We start from the raw sequence: 17,005 nt of genomic DNA on the forward strand, positions 1-17,005 counted from the left end.
CTTCTTTCGCCATCGTTCCTTAATTCAAGCCAGCAGGCGAGGGGCGGCGGTTAAATTCTGATGGATCGGTTCGCGATGGAACCCGCTTCAATCGACAGGAGTAAACGGCCATGTCGGGATTATAAGCTTTAAGGGGTTATGGTCAATTGTCCAATAAATGGATTCAGCCAACCATGTGTAGTGAGCCAGAAATACTGTTACGTAAAAACAACGGCTGGATCTCCGTCTGTTTGACACCTATCCAGCTATTTGTTTCAACCCCGGTCCACTATTTGCAACCATTACTCATCTCACGCTACTTGCAAACCGAGGGGCGATGTTGAGGTAGCACGTTGCCTGCAACAAGACCAGGAACGCCGGTTGTGGGATCGGTATTATCGTTGCAAATCCATTTCACGCCATCTTTTGTCGCGACTACCAGGGTTCTGCCGGTTCCTTCGTTCAAAAGGCCTGCACTAACCCCGTTATTCTTGAACGTTGCCGTGACCTGAAAACCGGAAGCAAGTGGTAACGACGTGAGACTGGCGACATATCGGCCTGTCCGCGTCGCCACCAGGCTATCAAACTCCGGCCTCGTCGGCCACCTTCCCTTATCGGAATAAAATCCGGTAATGGGGGATTCCACGCTTTGCAGGAGACTGAAGGCTTCCGTTACCTGATCTCGCGCCACGGAATCCTCATAAAGCTGATATGCTGGTGGAATGGCTATCGTCGCCAGAATGCCGATAATGGCGAACATCATCATTGTTTCGATCAAAGTTAAACCTTTTTGATCCTGCTCCATCTTGATAGAACTCCTTTTGATTAACATCCATACTCTTTAATACGCGTATTGAACCTGAATCCGGCAGTTGTGCCTCCGAATTCAGGTTACGTCTCATTTGATCAGCAGTACGGGTACGGTCGAAAGCTGCATCACCTTGCTGGCTACGGAACCTAGCAGTAAGCCTTTCACCACACCGAGCCCGCGCGGTCCGATAACTATCTGGTCGAACCCCATCTCTTTTGCATAGCGTGTGATCATTTCCTCCGGGTTGCCTACCGTGATGTGAAACTGGCAGGGAATGCCTGCCTGGCCCAGCAAGTCACGTGCGGCTTTTAGCCCCTTCATGCCTTCTTCCTGATGATACAAGTTGATGCTCTCTTTATCGATAAACAGGGTTACATTCCCGTGCTGTGGAAATTGCACGTTCAGCAGATGAATCTCCGGCGCCTCCTTATACCAATCGAGCAGTTTAATGAACTCGGCAACCGCCTTGTTGGAAGTATCGGAGCCATCCACTGGCAGCAGAAATTTCAGCATTGTATCTCCCTTAATGCGGCAGTTATATTCACGGCGGCTAAAATCCCGAATCCGGTAGTTGACCGAACTCATTTTTTAGTTCATTTGTTACTTGTTTTCTTTGGCTCGGTGCCACAATCTACAAAGAGTTTTCGTTCCTACTGGACTCCCACCCTCAGCAGCCTGGTGAGTTCACCCAACTACCGGATTCAGGATAACGGTTTATTTGCGTCATTCGCCAGATCAACAATAGGCGCCATTTTTGCCTGCGTTCTCGCGGCAAGCCATTTGCCGACAACCACTATCAGCAATACGCCGCCGGCGGGAGCCAGCCAACGTAAAAACGCCGCATTGGCATTTACCCACTCCTTAGTGACAGCGTCGGTAACGCTCATGTCTCCCGCAATCCAGCCGAGCAAGCCCGCGCCCAGAACAATAACGATGGGAAAACGGTCCATAAGTTTCATCACCAATTTGCTGCCCCAGACAATAATGGGCACGCTCACTACCAAACCGAAAATCACCAGACCAATACTATCCTTGGCGGCACCAGCAATGGCGATCACGTTGTCGAGACTCATTACAGCGTCGGCGATAATAATCGTCTTGATTGCACCCAGCAGCGTGGTACTGGCGTCAATCTGGTGTCCGTTACTATCCGGTTCAGGCTGAAGCAGCTTGATACCGATCCATATCAGCAGCAATGCGGCAATTATTTTCAGAAACGGAATTGCCAGCAACGAAAGGGCAAAGAAGATCAAAATGACTCGCAGAGCGATGGCTCCGAACACTCCCCAGAAAATTCCCAGATTACGTTGCTTCTCTGGCAGCCGCCGGCAAGCGAGCGCAATAACAACCGCGTTGTCTCCACCTAGCACAATGTCAATGGCGATAATTTGCAATACCGCGACCCAGAATTGTGGATTTGCGATATCCATAAATAATTCCTGAGAAAATGGGGAGTTCGTGAAATGCCAGATAAGAACGTTTGGCGTCCGTCCGGGAACTGGCCGTGACTGGATCGCTACCGAATTATACCAGCGTCCACCCGGTCGCTTGCCTCAGCTCCGATAAATTGCAAAATCTGGGATCTGCGCGGCATCGTGTCCTGGTAACCCAGGTCGATCAATGCGCGGCAGAAGGGCTCTTCAAACAGAACGTAGCTCAGAAGCGATGAGCCATCGCGCCGCAGCGCTCCAATGGCGCGATAAAAAAGACGTATGGTACGGGGCAGAGTATGGGCGTGGTGTTCCGCAATCGTATTGATTTCCACGCTGGGAGAAATGACCATCGACTTCACTTGACGCAGCGGTATGCCGTTATCTTTCAGCTTTTCGTCCGGAATCATGCGGAGCGTATTGTTGATGCGTTGCAAGCGCTCCAGATCCAGGTCCAGGCTATCGAGAAAAATGCTGCCCATAATGTGGCCTCCGATTTGCGCCAATGTCGGATAACTGTCTACGGTAACGCGTTCAGGCTGCGCCTCGGCGGTCTTGCGCACACCTATCACCAGTACGCGTTCCGCGCCGAGATGCAGCGCTGGGCTGATGGGTGCAAGCTGACGCATGGAGCCATCACCAAAATATTCCCGATTGACTCTGATTGCCGGAAAAAGAACCGGGATCGCGGAAGACGCCATCAGGTGCTCGACGCCGATGTGCGCCGCAATACCGATACGGCGTTCTCGTTTCCAGGGGGCTATATTTTCCACACCCTGATAAAACGTAACCGACTGGCTAGAGGTATAGCCCCAGGCGGTAATGCCCAGGGCATGCAAAGCGCCCGCCTCGATACTTCGTTGAATGCCACGAAGCGGCAAACTCCGTTCCAGCAGTTGAGAGAGTGGCGAACTGTCCAGCATTGAGACTGGGGTGCGCTTTGCCAGTCCGCTGAACAGCAGGGAAGACAGCAAGCGTGCAACGTTTCCAAAAACCCCGATGGGATCGGAGCGATAAGCCTGGCTGACATGAGCGTTCTCCCATACTGCCGATAACAGGCGCACGCCTTCATGAAAATTTCGCGCAGAAAGGGCAAGGCTGGCGGCATTTACCGCGCCAGCGGAGGTGCCGCAAATTACAGGAAAGGGATTGCGCGTTTTTTCCGGTAACATGGCGGCGATGGCTTGCAATACCCCAACCTGATAGGCGGCGCGAGCGCCGCCTCCGGTCAAAATAAGGCCGACCTTAGGAGAAGATGGCAGGTGTATTAACTCATTCACCAGTGGCCAATTCCGCCCTTACCTTTTCCAGCGCATCCCGTAAGGTTTCCTCGGGAAGATCATTCAGACAGTTGGACAACATCTCTGCTGCTTCATACGTACCTTCCGGCAACGCGTCACTGTCCAGATTGGCGATAAATACCGCCGCCGCACCGGTAGTTTTGAGCAGACTCTGACGCTCGTTTACCAGCATTTCGATTTCGGCGCGCAGCATGGAAATTTCCTGTTCTTTTAACGTGTGGGGCATGGGCTCTTATCCTGTTAATCTAAATCCGGCAGTTGTGACGAACTCACCAAAAAGGTAAAGAGTAATCGATGCAAAAAGTCTTTGTGGATCATAAGGCTAAACTATAAAATAAGCGGTCAGCTGGCGGATTTTGGATCATGGCATAGGGGTGGAAAATAGGTGACAAATGAGCGATCAGCCGCCGGGTTCAAGATTAAGCCAGTGTAGTGCGTATGATAGGATACTGCAACAAATCAGAATCAACGCACTTCAATACAGATTGATGCCCGCATGGGCAATCGGAAGGCGCGGCCGGTTATTATCAACCTGAATTCGGCGAGGGTTGCCACCCAAAGGTGAGGGTCGCATATTACAAAACATTGCTATTAGTCATAGCGCTAACCCCATGAGGGGTCAACCGCCGGATTCAGGTTTAACCTAAATCCGCCCTGTAGCGGACTCACCCGAAAGGTGGGCCTCACATAACACAGGAAATCTTTATGAATCATAGAGCTAAACTCATGAATGAGCGGTCAACTACCGGATTTAGGTTCAAATGCGGTAGAGAAGAGGAAGTGAAGAGCGGTGGAATAGATGATTTGGGTCTGATTTCAGGTTACTTGCTTTTGGTCATATCCTCTGGCCTGACCCATGTTTCGTATTGATCCGCCGTAACATAGCCTGACGCAATTGCGGCTTCTTTTAGCGTGGTGCCCTCGCGGTGTGCCTTCTTGGCGATCTCCGCAGCCTTGTTGTAGCCGATGTGAGGAGCAAGCGCGGTCACCAGCATCAAGGAATTACGCATCAATTTGTCAATGTGTTCAATATTAGCGGTTATTCCACTCGCGCAATGATCGTTGAAACTCATTATTCCATCCGAAAGCAGGCGCACACTTTGCAGGAAATTGTGAATAATAAGCGGTTTCATGACATTCAGCTCAAAATTACCCATCGCTCCCCCCATGTTGATCGCTACATCATTGCCCATCACCTGGCAACAAAGCATGGTTACCGCCTCTGATTGAGTTGGGTTGACCTTGCCTGGCATAATGGAACTACCGGGTTCGTTTTCGGGAATTTTTAGTTCACCGATGCCGCAGCGGGGTCCCGACGCGAGCCAGCGGATGTCATTGGCGATTTTCATCAAGGACGCCGCCAGCGTTTTCAGTGCACCGTGCGCGTGAACCAGCGCGTCATTGGCGGCGAGTGCCTCAAACTTATTGAATGCGGTAATAAATGGCAGTTCCGTCAATCTTGCCAATTCCGCTGCCATGCGCACGGCGAATTCGGGATGGGTATTCAAGCCTGTACCCACAGCCGTGCCACCCATGGCCAGCTCATACAGGTGCGGAAGCGATGTATCCACATGGGCTAACCCGTGATCCAGCTGCGAAACATAACCTGAGAATTCTTGCCCCAGCGTCAGGGGCGTCGCATCCTGCAAGTGTGTGCGGCCAATTTTGACGATACTGGAAAATTCCTCGGCTTTGGCGGCAAGGGTTTGCCGTAGCGTGCCAATGGCGGGTTTCAGTTGATGGTGGATAGAGCGGGTTGCCGCCACGTGCATGGCTGACGGAAAAACATCATTGGATGACTGCCCCATGTTCACATCATCATTGGGATGAATTTTGCATTCAATGCCTCTTCCGCCACCGAGCAATTCGGAGGCGCGATTTGCCAGCACCTCATTCATATTCATATTAGTCTGCGTTCCTGAGCCTGTCTGCCACACTACCAGGGGGAATTCCATTTTGTGACAGCCTTCGATTACCTCATCGGCCGCCTGAATGATGGCATTGGCTTTATGCGCATCGAGCAGACCTAGATCCTGGTTCACGCTCGCCGCAGCCCGTTTTATCAGCGCTAGCGCGTGAATTAATGCGTCAGGCATAAGTTCGCCGGAAATTCTGAAATTCTGCAAGGAACGTTGTGTTTGCGCACCCCATAGCGCGCTGGTCGGCACCTGTACGGTGCCCATGGTGTCTTGTTCTTCGCGATAGCTCATGGAAATCTTTGGCTAAAGAAATAAAAGAGACGGCTCATATTCTGATATTGCGGTGCCAAAGCAATGCCCGTCTTATCGATTGGATTTAGGTTTTAATGCGTGAAGATAGGATGAGGCGTTTAATAGATCGCCTCAGCTACATGAGATTCTGGCTGACGACTCAGCTCGCGTCTTCCTGGACTCGCCGTTCCATATTGCGGGTATTTCTGCTGAGTCTAAGTGACAGGTATTTCCATCGATCAAAGCGTACAGGATCGACCGTCTTGATCAATTGTCATGACGGAATGACTCTTCACTTGGCTCCCCTGTCTCCTGATCGATCCAGCCGGATATGCCGATTTCGTCTTCCGCCTGTTCCAGGGTTTCCCCCGGTTCATAATCCGATTCAGCGTTATATTCCATATCCTGAATGGCTTCGAGCAAAGTGGGAAAGGGGCCGAAAACCTTTTCACTTTCGTTTTCATCATGCCAATAAAAACCATCGGGACGTTCGACAACACGTGTATTGTCGTAGTCGCGTGACGTTTGTGGAATTGTATGTGCCATGACCACCCTCACAAAACGATTTATCGGTTTAAATTAACGTTAATGTTAACCTTGTCCGCCAAATATTACCAGCGTAAATATCGACTGCGTAAACTTTACTTCGGATCAACTGCCGGATTCAGGATGATCTCTGTAATCGGAAAAGAAAAAACTCTGGGAGATACCGGCCTCAACTCAATATACGAAAAGCCGGCCTAGAGGCTGACGTGAGTGGGGGCGTCATGCAATAGAGATTAGAATTCCCCCGGCGCCTAAAGGAACCGGTCTCGATATAATAAAACCTGCGGAATAGCCTATTATCTGAAAGAAAATAGACTGGTCCGCAGTGGTAATCGTCAGGCTTAAGAGCGCGATCCCGAAAGCGGAAACGGCCAGCTGGAAGCAGGGCCTGCCGTTCCAGATGTATTCGCTGACTTCTCTGCTGTTTTCTTGGCAGGAGTTTTCTTCGCAGCCCCGGGTTTCTTGATCGAAGTCTTTGCTGCCGTAGATTCCTTGGCTCCGGTTTTTGTGGCGGGAGCGGTTTTCTTGGCGGGAGCATCTTTCTTTGCTGCCGGTTTTTTAGCTGAAGCGATAGTTTCTTTCCCCGCCGGTTTTTTTGCCGCTGTTGTTTTGGCTGGAGCTGCTTTTTTTGCCGCCACTTTTTTAGCTGGAGCCTCTTTTGTGGCTGGAGCCTTTGTAGCTGGAGCTTTTGTCGCCACCGTCGGTTTCTTGGCTGAAGTCGTGACTTTTTTATCGGCCTTCTTTTCGACTTTTTTATCGGCTTTCTTTTCGACCTTTTTCTCGACCTTTTTCTCGGCCTTCTTCTCAGTCTTTTTCTCAGCAGGTTTCTTGGTTGCTGCTTTGACGGATACCTCTTTTTTAGCGGATACTTCTTTTTCGGCTGCCGGCTTTTTCACAGATGCGGATTTTTTGTCGGCAGGTTTTTTTGCTGCGGGTTTCTTGGTAGTTGCCATTTCAACCTCCAGGTAAAAGTTACAGGGGATTACAACTCACTACGTTTACTACACCTACCGCTACATGCACAATTATGGGTCAGCGGATAAATTGAGCCGCATTCACCCAATCGGGCGGCAGTTCGTTTTATGCAGCATGGCTTTTTCGGCCATGTTTGCAAGATAATCCTTAAGCGTGCCGGAAATCAGGTTGATATCATTTTTTCATGACATTGATGCCGCCCAGATCATATAAATATACCATTGGCGAGATCTGTTTATCATAGACGGATAAAAGCGCAGCGGTTTTATTTTTTCGCTTTAATCCCAACTTAACGCACCACCGGTCTGATACTCGGTAACGCGGGTTTCAAAAAAGTTTTTCTCTTTTTTTAGATCAATCATTTCCGACATCCATGGAAAAGGATTACTGGCTCCCGGATAGAGTATGTCCAGACCGATCTGCTGGCAGCGGCGGTTTGCGATATAGCGCAAGTATTCCTTGAACATCGGCGCGTTCATTCCTAAAACACCGCGCGGCATGGTGTCCTCGGCATAACGGTATTCCAGTTCCACGGCTTTTTGCATCAGGGAGCTGATTTCAGCGCGGAATTCCTTGGTCCATAGATGCGCATTTTCCATTTTGATCTGATTAATGACATCTATACCAAAATTGCAGTGCATGGATTCATCCCGCAGGATGTATTGATATTGCTCCGCCGCCCCGGTCATTTTATTTTGTCTTCCCAACGCCAGGATCTGCGTAAAACCTACATAGAAGAACAATCCTTCCATGATGCAAGCGAATACGATCAAGCTTCTCAGCAGCTTCTGATCCGCTTCGGGCGTCCCGGTCCTGAATTCCGGATCGGTGAGCGTGTCAATGAAGGGAATCAGGAACTCGTCCTTTTCGCGGATTGACGTCACTTCATGATAAGCGTTGAAAATCTCTCCCTCGTTCAACCCCAGCGATTCCACGATGTATTGATAAGCATGCGTATGAATCGCCTCTTCGAATGCCTGGCGCAGCAGGTATTGACGGCATTCCGGATTGGTGATGTGGCGGTAGGTGCCGAGTACAATATTATTGGCGGCCAGCGAATCTGCGGTAACGAAGAAACCCAGGTTACGTTTAACCAGGCGGCGTTCATCCTCAGTCAGCCCATCGGGATCTTTCCAGAGGGCGATGTCGCGGCTCATATTGATTTCCTGCGGCATCCAGTGGTTAGCACAGGCGGCAAGATACTTCTCCCATGCCCACTTGTATTTGAACGGCACCAGCTGGTTGACATCCGCCTTGCAGTTGATGATCCGCTTGTCTTCCACCGACAAACGGCGATTGGTATTGTCGGCGGCATAACGTTCATCCTGATTGCCGTTTGCTGTCTCAGTATCCCTGATATCCGCCAAGCGATTGGAAGCGGAAGCGTGCAGGTTCAGCCTGGATGCGCCCGGCATCGGTGCATCGTTAAATACCCCATTTATCTGCAGCATTCCTGATTTCACCGTCTCGTCCTCAAATGTCAGCATACCTTTCTCCTTTTAGTTCTGATATCTTGCAAATTTATTGACATGACTCGCACTCGGGATTATCGATGGCGCAACTCATTGCGGTCATGTTTCCCTCCGCAGGAACTGCGTTCAAAGTGCCCGCATCAACCGTGGACTTCTCCGCCGAAGTTGCTCCCAGCGAGCGCAAATAATAGGTGGTTTTCAGACCGCGCAGCCAGGCCAGTTTATAGGTTTCATCCAGTTTTTTGCCTGAAACACCCGCTATATAAATGTTGAGTGACTGCGCCTGATCAATCCATTTCTGCCGCCGTGACGCCGCTTCGATCAACCACTGGGGATCGATCTCGAAGGCGGTAGCGTAAAGTCTGCGAATATCAGCCGGCACCCGGTCTATCTTGCTTAAGGCGCCATCAAAATACTTGAGATCGGAAATCATGACTTCATCCCAGAGTCCGAGTTTCTTCAAGTCGTTTACCAGGTGTTCGCCAGCCATGGTGAACTCTCCCGACAAATTGGATTTGACGTAAAGATTCTGGAAAGTCGGTTCGATGCTAGCGGATACGCCGATGATATTGGAAATGGTGGCGGTCGGTGCAATCGCAAGACAATTGGAATTACGCATGCCATGTTTTTTTATGCGTTCACGCAATGCATCCCATTCCAGTGTAGCCGACATGTCTACGTCGACATAGCCTCCTCGCTCCTCACGCAACAGATCGAGCGTGTCCTGAGGCAGTATGCCGCGATCCCACAGACTTCCGCGATAAGAGGCATAGCGGCCGCGTTCCTCGGCCAATTCTGTGGAGGCCCAATAGGCATGATAGGCGACTGCTTCCATGGCATGGTCGGCAAACTCAACTGCTTCCTGCGAGGCATAGGGGACACGCAGCCTGTGCAGGCAATCCTGAAAACCCATAATACCCAGCCCCACCGGACGGTGCCTGAGGTTTGAATTGCGTGCCTTGGCGACAGCATAGAAATTGATGTCGATTACGTTGTCCAGCATGCGCATGGCGGTGCTGACAGTGCGCTTGAGCTTGCCGGCGTCAAGCTCCCCTTCATTGATGTGGGCCGCCAGGTTGATCGAACCCAGATTGCATACCGCGATTTCATGATCATTGGTATTCAGCGTTATCTCCGTACAGAGATTGGAACTATGCACTATACCGGCGTGATTTTGCGGTGAGCGGATATTGCATGGGTCCTTGAAAGTGATCCACGGATGTCCGGTTTCAAACAACATGCTGAGCATTTTGCGCCACAATTGTTGCGCGGGAATTTTCTTATGCAGACTTAGTTCGCCGCGCGCAACCTTCTCCTCGTAGGAGAGGTAGGCCTGCTCAAATTGCTTGCCAAACTTTTCATGCAAGTCAGGCACGTCGGAGGGTGAAAAAAGCGTCCATTCGCCTCCTTCCATCACCCGCTTCATAAAGAGATCCGGAACCCAGGTGGCGGTATTCATGTCATGGGTACGACGGCGGTCATCGCCGGTGTTCTTCCGCAGTTCCAGAAATTCCTCAATATCCAGATGCCATGATTCCAGATAAGAGCAAACCGCGCCTTTACGTTTGCCGCCCTGATTCACCGCCACCGCGGTATCGGACACCACTTTGAGAAACGGTACCACGCCTTGTGATTTGCCATTGGTACCCTTGATGCGCGACCCCATCGCTCGTACTGGCGTCCAATCATTACCGAGTCCCCCGGCATACTTGGCAAGCAAGGCGTTTTCCTTGATTGCCTCGTAAATGCCATCGAGATTATCCGCCACAGTGGTGAGATAACATGAGGATAGCTGCGAGCGGCGGGTGCCTGAATTAAACAGGGTTGGGGTAGAACTCATGAAATCGAAATTTGACAGTACGTGGTAGAACTCTATGGCGCGTGTCTCGCGGTCAACTTCGTTCAGCGCAAGCCCCATTGCCACACGCATGAAGAATGCCTGCGGCAACTCGATACGCCGGTCCTGTACATGCAGAAAATAACGGTCATACAAGGTCTGTAAACCGAGATAACCAAATTTGAGGTCGCGGCCGGCATCCAGTGTTTTAGCCAAACGCGGCAGATCAAACTGTGCCAGACGTTCATCCAGCAACTCAGCCTCGATACCCTGCTTAATGAAATCAGGAAAGTAATCCGCGTAGCGATCCACCATGTCCTGCTGTATGACTTCTTCGCCCAGCACCTCGAAACGAATGGTATGCAACAACAGGCGCGCAGTGACGTAGCTGTAGGCAGGTTCCTTCTCAATTAAGGCGCGTGCCGACAGGACGAGGGACTTTCTTACCTCTTCCACGGGCACACCGTCGTACAGGTCTTTCAGTGTGGCCTTAAGTATCAGCGTGGCGCTCACCACCTCGCCCAAATTTGCGCAGGAAGATTCGATCAGCGTCAGCAACTGCGCCGTGTCAAGCGGAATTTTGTGTCCATTTTCCACTACATTCAGAATACTGGCCGGCAAATCCACCACCGCCATTTCCTTCTGTTTTGCCCGCTTGCGCGCACGATCCTCGCGATAAAGTACGTAAGAGCGCGCCACATCGTGCTCACCGGAGCGCATCAACGCCAGCTCTACCTGATCCTGGATATCCTCGATATGAAAAGTACCGCCCGCAGGCTGGCGGCGAATCAACGCATTGACCACATCATCGGTCAATCGCGCCACCACTTCGCGGACTCTGGCGGAAGCCACACCTTGGCCGCCGTTGACGGCGATGAATGCTTTCGTCATCGCAATGGAAATTTTGTTCGGCTCGAATGCCACAACAGAGCCATTGCGGCGAATGATCTTGTATTGGGAATAGCGAGAATCCGGCATGGAAGGGGCTGAAGAAAAGTCGTACCCGGGTACTGCCGGGTGGGTTGTATTATCTGTTACAAGCTGCATATCGGATCTCCTCATCGGTACGGAAAATGAATGCTTTCCCATTGACTGAAGTGGGATGCGTGGCGTTACCAAACCACTACATCTAGTATTCCTCGTCAGCACAGTTTACTATTACTAGTGCATCGCGCCATAGTGCAATATTTTTCGAGGTGTGTCAAAGGAAAATATTGAATGGAGTTACCCGTGGCGTTCTAGCTATGCTTGGCTACGATAAGCGACTTCTGATCTGTCAGGCTGGATCATTCCGGCTTGGACGGTTGCCGCGCCTGCTTTGCCATTTCAAGGGCATCACGAATCTGTTCCGGTTTTTGGGCGCGCAGTCCTTCCGCCAAAGCGCGCGAGGCATCCCTGCGGCGCTCGGCATAGTGACGCAGTATTTCCACCGTCGCGGCGGAAGGCAGAGCAGGATTGGGAGGAAGGTGGGAAAGTTGCTCAAAACTTTCTTCGTAACGATCTCCAACCGCTGTGTCGATGCGCCCCGCAAGTTCATCGAACGAGATGCCGCCACGCTTGCCCTCGTCGAGTATGCCTTGCCACGCCTGGCTGATCGCCACATCGTCACGCAAAAATTCCCCAATCTCCTTGCGTGCCAACACCTCTTCGCTCCATCGGTAGGTCCGTACGGGAATCTGACTGATCAGGATGACGAGAGCCAATGCAAAAGCGCTTGCCGCGAGCAGGCGGTTGCGATGGGATACCCGCTTTATTCCATTCACCGGCCGCGCAAGTATGACTCCCCCCAGCATTCCGGTTAAAAAGCCTCCTATGTGCGCGGCGTTGTCGATACCGGTAATTAGAAAACCGAGAATAAGGGTGGCTGCAGTGAAACCGGAGGCTCCCCAGAAAAACCAGCGGAATTCCTGTGGATGAAGATTGTGCCGCTCACGCCAGAGAAATATCAGCAGGGCACCATATATGCCAAAAATGGCACCCGATGCGCCGCCGGACACGGCTAATCCTCGATGTGCGACAAGCGATAGCAGATTACCGGCCAGTCCGCTAACGAAATAGATACCGGCAAAACGAGCGTGTCCATACATGCGCTCAACCAGTTGACCTCCATCCCAGAGAGCCCAGAGATTCAGCGTCAGATGGACAGCGCCGAAATGGAGGAACATGGCGCTACCGAGCCGCCACCATTCTCCATCCTGCGTAGCCGGGCCAAAATTTGCTCCCCAGGCCAGCTGCACGCTGTTGGACGAATGCCACAGGCCCGCGCCGCCGGCGAGCATCGCGACGAAAACCAGTAGATTGATACCCACCAGCAGTTTCGTTACGGGCACCCGTGGCGTTTGCTGGTAAAGAAGATCATGGAGAGGCAGCATGGAATCGTGGATTCATTTTTCTGGAGCCGCTATTATGCATGAGGATGAAATTCGCTTATCCGAACTCGATAAAGTATAAATACCCCTCAATTCTCGATTTGCAACCATCGACTCCGCGGACGATTCTCCAATCCGGTATAGCGTGCCGAAACAGGACTGCCCGAAAATGATTAGATGTCCCCGTGCCATATTGCTTGCCGGTTACCCATGATAAGACTTTTATCACAACTCGCCGTCGCTCTGCTGGTCACGCTGCTGTTCAGGCCCTTGTCTGTCGATGCGCAGGCAAACATCCAGTTGCAGCGCACGGGACTGACGCCGGATGATCTTGCGGTCATTATCAACGACGACGATCCGTTATCACGGCAGATCGGAGATTACTACCGGAAGGCGCGCCATATCCCGGCGGCCAACATGATCCATGTGCGTTTTCAGTCCGGCCATCACGCGTTTTCGAAGGAGGAGTTTCAGCAACTGAAAGCGAAGATCGACCGGGTAACGCCTGCTCATGTTCAAGCCTACGCCGTGGCCTGGGCAGAGCCCTACCGGGTGGATTGCATGTCTCTGACTTCCGCACTGGCTTTTGGTTTCGACGCGGGCTACTGTTCGTCCGGATGTGGCCCGACTACCCCCAGCCCGTATTTCAACTCAGCTAGTCTCAGCCCCGCCAGCGATCATAAATTACGACCCGCAATGATGCTGGCAGGGACCCGTTTCGAAGAGGTTAAAGCGCTGATCGACCGGGGTGTCGCCGCTGACCACAGCTTCCCGGAGGGAAGTGCTTACCTGGTCATTACGTCCGATAAAGCGCGTAGCGTGCGAGCAGGTTATTTCGAACAGACCGCAAAAGAACTGGCTGGGGTTTTCCCCATCGAAATCCTCGAGACCGACGCAATTACCAACCGTCACGATATTCTATTTTATTTCACAGGACTGGCGCATGTGCCGCAACTCCATACGCTGGGTTTCCTGCCGGGTGCGTTGGCTGATCATTTGACATCAGCTGGCGGCCAGCTTACCGATTCAAGCCAGATGAGCAGCTTGCGCTGGTTGGAAGCGGGTGCCACGGCAAGCTATGGTACCGTAGTGGAGCCCTGTAATCATAGGCAGAAATTTCCTTTGCCAGGTATTGCCATGTTTCACTACGCGCTTGGCGCAAGTGCCATTGAAGCCTACTGGAAGAGCGTAGCGTGGCCGGGAGAAGGTGTATTTGTGGGCGAGCCGCTGGCCCGGCCATTTGCACCCAATCTGCGGGAAGTTCGCGCCGGGCAATTCGAATTGCGTATTTTCTCGCCACGCGAACGGCTGCTGAGGATCGAACGATCTCATTCAGCCGCCGGGCCGTTCAAACCCATTGCGCAGCATCCGTCATTGCACCGCGGTGCGAATCTGGTACGCTTTAATTTTGCTGAAAAAGGAGGCTATCTTAGAGTGCGATGGTGATGACACCATTTTTTTACCGATGAGTCCTGCTACATTGCCGCGTAAATCAAACTGGCGAGCGTAATCTGCCTCAACATCGTTATAATAACGATTGCAAATAACCCGTCATTATGACAAAGCCATGAATCCGCCAGCGCAGCCCAACTTCAAATCTCATTTCACCGAACTTCTGCGTCCAATTCTAAGTGAGATCGCCCCGCTAGATTTAGATGTGGATATCGAGTTCGCACGCCCCAAGCAGGCTAATCATGGCGATTACTCCTGCAATCTCGCGATGCAACTGGCCAAGCCGTTGCGTCGGAACCCCCGCGATATCGCCGGTCTGCTCATGAATGCGCTATCCACCTCGCCTTATCTGGAGAAAGTCGAGATCGCGGGTGCCGGGTTCATCAATCTGTTTCTCAAGACGTTCGTCAAACAGTGGTTTCCGCGCTATGTACTGGAAGGTGGCGGAAAGTTTGGTCATGGCAACATTGGTGCGGGTATAAAACTTCAGGTGGAATTCGTTTCGGCCAACCCTACCGGGCCGCTGCATGTGGGTCACGGGCGTGGTGCCGCATTTGGCGCAAGTCTGGCGAATGTGCTGGCGGCCGCCGGATTTTCCGTCTCGCGCGAATACTATGTTAACGATGCGGGGCGGCAAATGGATATTCTGGCGCTTTCCACCTGGCTGCGTTATCTGGAATTGCATGGGGCCGTGTTGCACTTTCCCGGTAGCGCCTATCAGGGTGAGTACGTACGCGATATGGCGCGGCTGATTCATAAGGCACATGGGGAGCGCTATCTGCATCAACCTGATTTGCTGTTTGAGGGCGTCTCCCCCGGAGCGGATGCGGATACCGAGGCCCAGCTCGACCGGTTAATCGCCACGGCCAAAAAATTGCTGGGACAGGATTATGCATACATCCATAATTTTGTTCTTACCGAGCAACTGGGCGATTGCCGCAATGACTTGATGGAATTCGGAGTTGTTTTCGATACCTGGTTTTCCGAGCAATCGTTATTTGACAGCGGCGCAGTAGCGCAAGTGGTGCAATTGCTCGAACAACAGGATTACCTGTATCAGCAGGATGGTGCCAAGTGGTTCCGTTCAACGCATTTCGGCGACGAAAAAGATCGGGTTGTGCAACGAGAAAATGGACAGTTCACCTATTTTGCATCCGACATCGCCTATCATCTCAATAAATTCGAGCGCGGCTTCGAGCGTGTGATCGATGTGTGGGGAGCCGATCATCATGGTTATATCCCTCGGGTGAAAAGTGCCCTGCAGGCATTGACGCTCGACCCGGAAAAACTCGAAATCGCTCTGGTGCAATTCGCGATACTTTACCGTGATGGCCAAAAAGCCTCCATGTCTACTCGTTCGGGAGAATTCGTGACGTTGCGGGAATTACGCCAGGAAGTGGGTAATGATGCGGCAAGATTTTTTTACGTCCTGCGCAAAAGCGACCAGCATCTGGATTTTGATCTGGATCTGGCCAAATCGCAAAGCAATGATAACCCGGTATATTACATCCAGTATGCCCATGCGAGAGTTTGCAGCGTGCTAGAACAATGGGGCGAAGCTTGTGAGACGCTTGTTACCGCGGATATGGCTCCGCTTACGAGCCCGGCGGAATTATCTCTGCTGCAAAAACTGATTGATTATCCCGAAATGGTGGAAGCGGCGGCGAGGGAACTCTCTCCTCATCTGATCGCCTTTTATTTACGGGAACTGGCGGGGGAATTTCACAGTTATTATAATGCTACCCGATTTCTTGTGCCGGAAGTTCCGTTGCGGCTCTCCCGGTTGGGACTGATTGCCGCGGTAAGGCAGGTGCTGATGAATGGGCTGGAGCTGCTGGGCGTGAGCGCTCCCGAGAAAATGTAGAAAAGCATATTCATCCGGTGGTGAGTGGCGAACTCATCCGAAAAGTAAAGGTCAAGTCATGCAAAAAGTCATTATGCGCCATGGCGCTCAGCAAAAAAATGAGCAGCTCATGAGCGGTCAACTGCCGGATTTAGGATAATATTTCTCATGAGTCGAGATTACAAAACCCGTCCTAATTCTCCAGCCTCCGGCATAATGGGGAATCCTCTTTTGCTGGGTTTGTTTATCGGCTATGCGCTGGGTCTACTCAGTGCCATTGGCATGTGGATGGTTATTAACAATGCGCCAAGTCCATTCATCTCCCAGGACAAGCTCGCCGATGGCGAGAAAAGCGCCGCAGGTCAAATTGGCCAAATACAAAAGAGTGCAGCATCCGGTATTGAAGACAAATCGGCGAAAACGCCTGATGGCAAGCCTCGCTTTGAGTTTTACAAAATGCTGCCTGGTGCCGAGGAGTCTGTAACAGAACAGCAGTTCAAACAGGCGGCACAGCAGCCGTCGTCCGGAGATAAGTATTTTCTGCAAGCAGGATCTTTCCAGAATAGCGACGATGCCGATAATCTGAAAGCGAAACTGGCGATGCTCGGCGTAGAAGCGTCTGTGCAATCCGCCGACTTGTCGGAAAAGGGGATTTGGCACAGGGTACGTGTCGGGCCTTTTACCTCAATGGCCGACATCAATCAGGTTCGTGCTTCCTTGCAACAAAATGGCGTTCAGAGCAGTCTCATGAAAGTGCATGAAGGCGCGCAGTAAGGGGCG

14 protein-coding genes are annotated in these 17,005 nt (G+C 51.7%); 3 read left to right on the forward strand and 11 right to left on the reverse strand.

Annotation, left to right across the window (positions count from 1 at the left end):
- Positions 1–295: 295 nt before the first annotated feature.
- The 11 genes from BLO43_RS09365 to BLO43_RS09415 all read right to left on the reverse strand — a co-directional run bounded on the left by BLO43_RS09365 (position 296) and on the right by BLO43_RS09415 (position 12,933).
- Positions 296–784, reverse strand: a complete 489-nt coding sequence (locus BLO43_RS09365; protein ID WP_090906838.1) for a pilin — start codon at positions 782–784, stop codon at positions 296–298.
- A 93-nt stretch (positions 785–877) separates the two neighbouring features.
- Complete coding sequence (locus BLO43_RS09370; RefSeq protein WP_090906882.1) at positions 878–1,303, reverse strand: universal stress protein; 426 nt, start codon at positions 1,301–1,303, stop codon at positions 878–880.
- A 188-nt stretch (positions 1,304–1,491) separates the two neighbouring features.
- The gene (locus BLO43_RS09375; protein ID WP_074630358.1) at positions 1,492–2,220 is read right to left on the reverse strand and encodes a TerC family protein; all 729 of its coding nucleotides are present in this window, start codon (positions 2,218–2,220) and stop codon (positions 1,492–1,494) included.
- 86 nt (positions 2,221–2,306) lie between these two features.
- A complete protein-coding gene (locus BLO43_RS09380) occupies positions 2,307–3,500 on the reverse strand; it encodes a patatin-like phospholipase family protein (protein ID WP_090906839.1) in 1,194 nt (397 codons plus the stop codon).
- A complete protein-coding gene (locus BLO43_RS09385) occupies positions 3,493–3,747 on the reverse strand; it encodes a hypothetical protein (RefSeq protein ID WP_074630356.1) in 255 nt (84 codons plus the stop codon). The genes BLO43_RS09380 and BLO43_RS09385 overlap by 8 nt, the downstream gene beginning before the upstream one ends.
- Before the next feature lie 595 nt (positions 3,748–4,342).
- Positions 4,343–5,731, reverse strand: a complete 1,389-nt coding sequence (fumC, locus tag BLO43_RS09390; RefSeq protein WP_175443917.1) for a class II fumarate hydratase — start codon at positions 5,729–5,731, stop codon at positions 4,343–4,345.
- Positions 5,732–5,998: 267 nt separating this feature from the next.
- Positions 5,999–6,277, reverse strand: coding sequence for a hypothetical protein (locus tag BLO43_RS09395; RefSeq protein WP_074630354.1), 279 nt, complete (start codon positions 6,275–6,277; stop codon positions 5,999–6,001).
- A gap of 341 nt (positions 6,278–6,618) precedes the next feature.
- On the reverse strand, positions 6,619–7,230 hold the full coding sequence (locus BLO43_RS09400) for a hypothetical protein (RefSeq protein ID WP_090906841.1): 612 nt from the start codon (positions 7,228–7,230) through the stop codon (positions 6,619–6,621).
- A 300-nt stretch (positions 7,231–7,530) separates the two neighbouring features.
- Positions 7,531–8,739: a ribonucleotide-diphosphate reductase subunit beta gene (locus tag BLO43_RS09405; RefSeq protein WP_254773408.1), complete on the reverse strand. Its 1,209-nt coding sequence runs from the start codon at positions 8,737–8,739 to the stop codon at positions 7,531–7,533.
- A 34-nt stretch (positions 8,740–8,773) separates the two neighbouring features.
- Positions 8,774–11,608: a ribonucleoside-diphosphate reductase subunit alpha gene (locus BLO43_RS09410; RefSeq protein WP_090906842.1), complete on the reverse strand. Its 2,835-nt coding sequence runs from the start codon at positions 11,606–11,608 to the stop codon at positions 8,774–8,776.
- A 239-nt stretch (positions 11,609–11,847) separates the two neighbouring features.
- Positions 11,848–12,933, reverse strand: a complete 1,086-nt coding sequence (locus tag BLO43_RS09415; RefSeq protein WP_090906843.1) for a rhomboid family intramembrane serine protease — start codon at positions 12,931–12,933, stop codon at positions 11,848–11,850.
- A gap of 207 nt (positions 12,934–13,140) precedes the next feature.
- On the opposite strand from BLO43_RS09415, the gene BLO43_RS09420 reads away from it, so the two are divergent.
- From BLO43_RS09420 to BLO43_RS09430, 3 genes are all read left to right on the forward strand, one after another.
- Positions 13,141–14,376 carry a TIGR03790 family protein gene (locus BLO43_RS09420; protein WP_090906844.1) on the forward strand — a complete coding sequence of 412 codons (1,236 nt, stop codon included), beginning with the start codon at positions 13,141–13,143 and terminating at the stop codon, positions 14,374–14,376.
- Positions 14,377–14,497: 121 nt separating this feature from the next.
- Positions 14,498–16,246, forward strand: coding sequence for an arginine--tRNA ligase (gene argS, locus BLO43_RS09425; protein WP_090906884.1), 1,749 nt, complete (start codon positions 14,498–14,500; stop codon positions 16,244–16,246).
- A gap of 210 nt (positions 16,247–16,456) precedes the next feature.
- Entirely contained in the window at positions 16,457–16,999 is a 543-nt protein-coding gene (locus BLO43_RS09430; RefSeq protein WP_254773409.1) for an SPOR domain-containing protein, read from the forward strand.
- Positions 17,000–17,005: the final 6 nt, after the last annotated feature.

The organism is Nitrosospira sp. Nsp13, from assembly GCF_900101945.1.
Classification (GTDB): domain Bacteria; phylum Pseudomonadota; class Gammaproteobacteria; order Burkholderiales; family Nitrosomonadaceae; genus Nitrosospira; species Nitrosospira multiformis_D.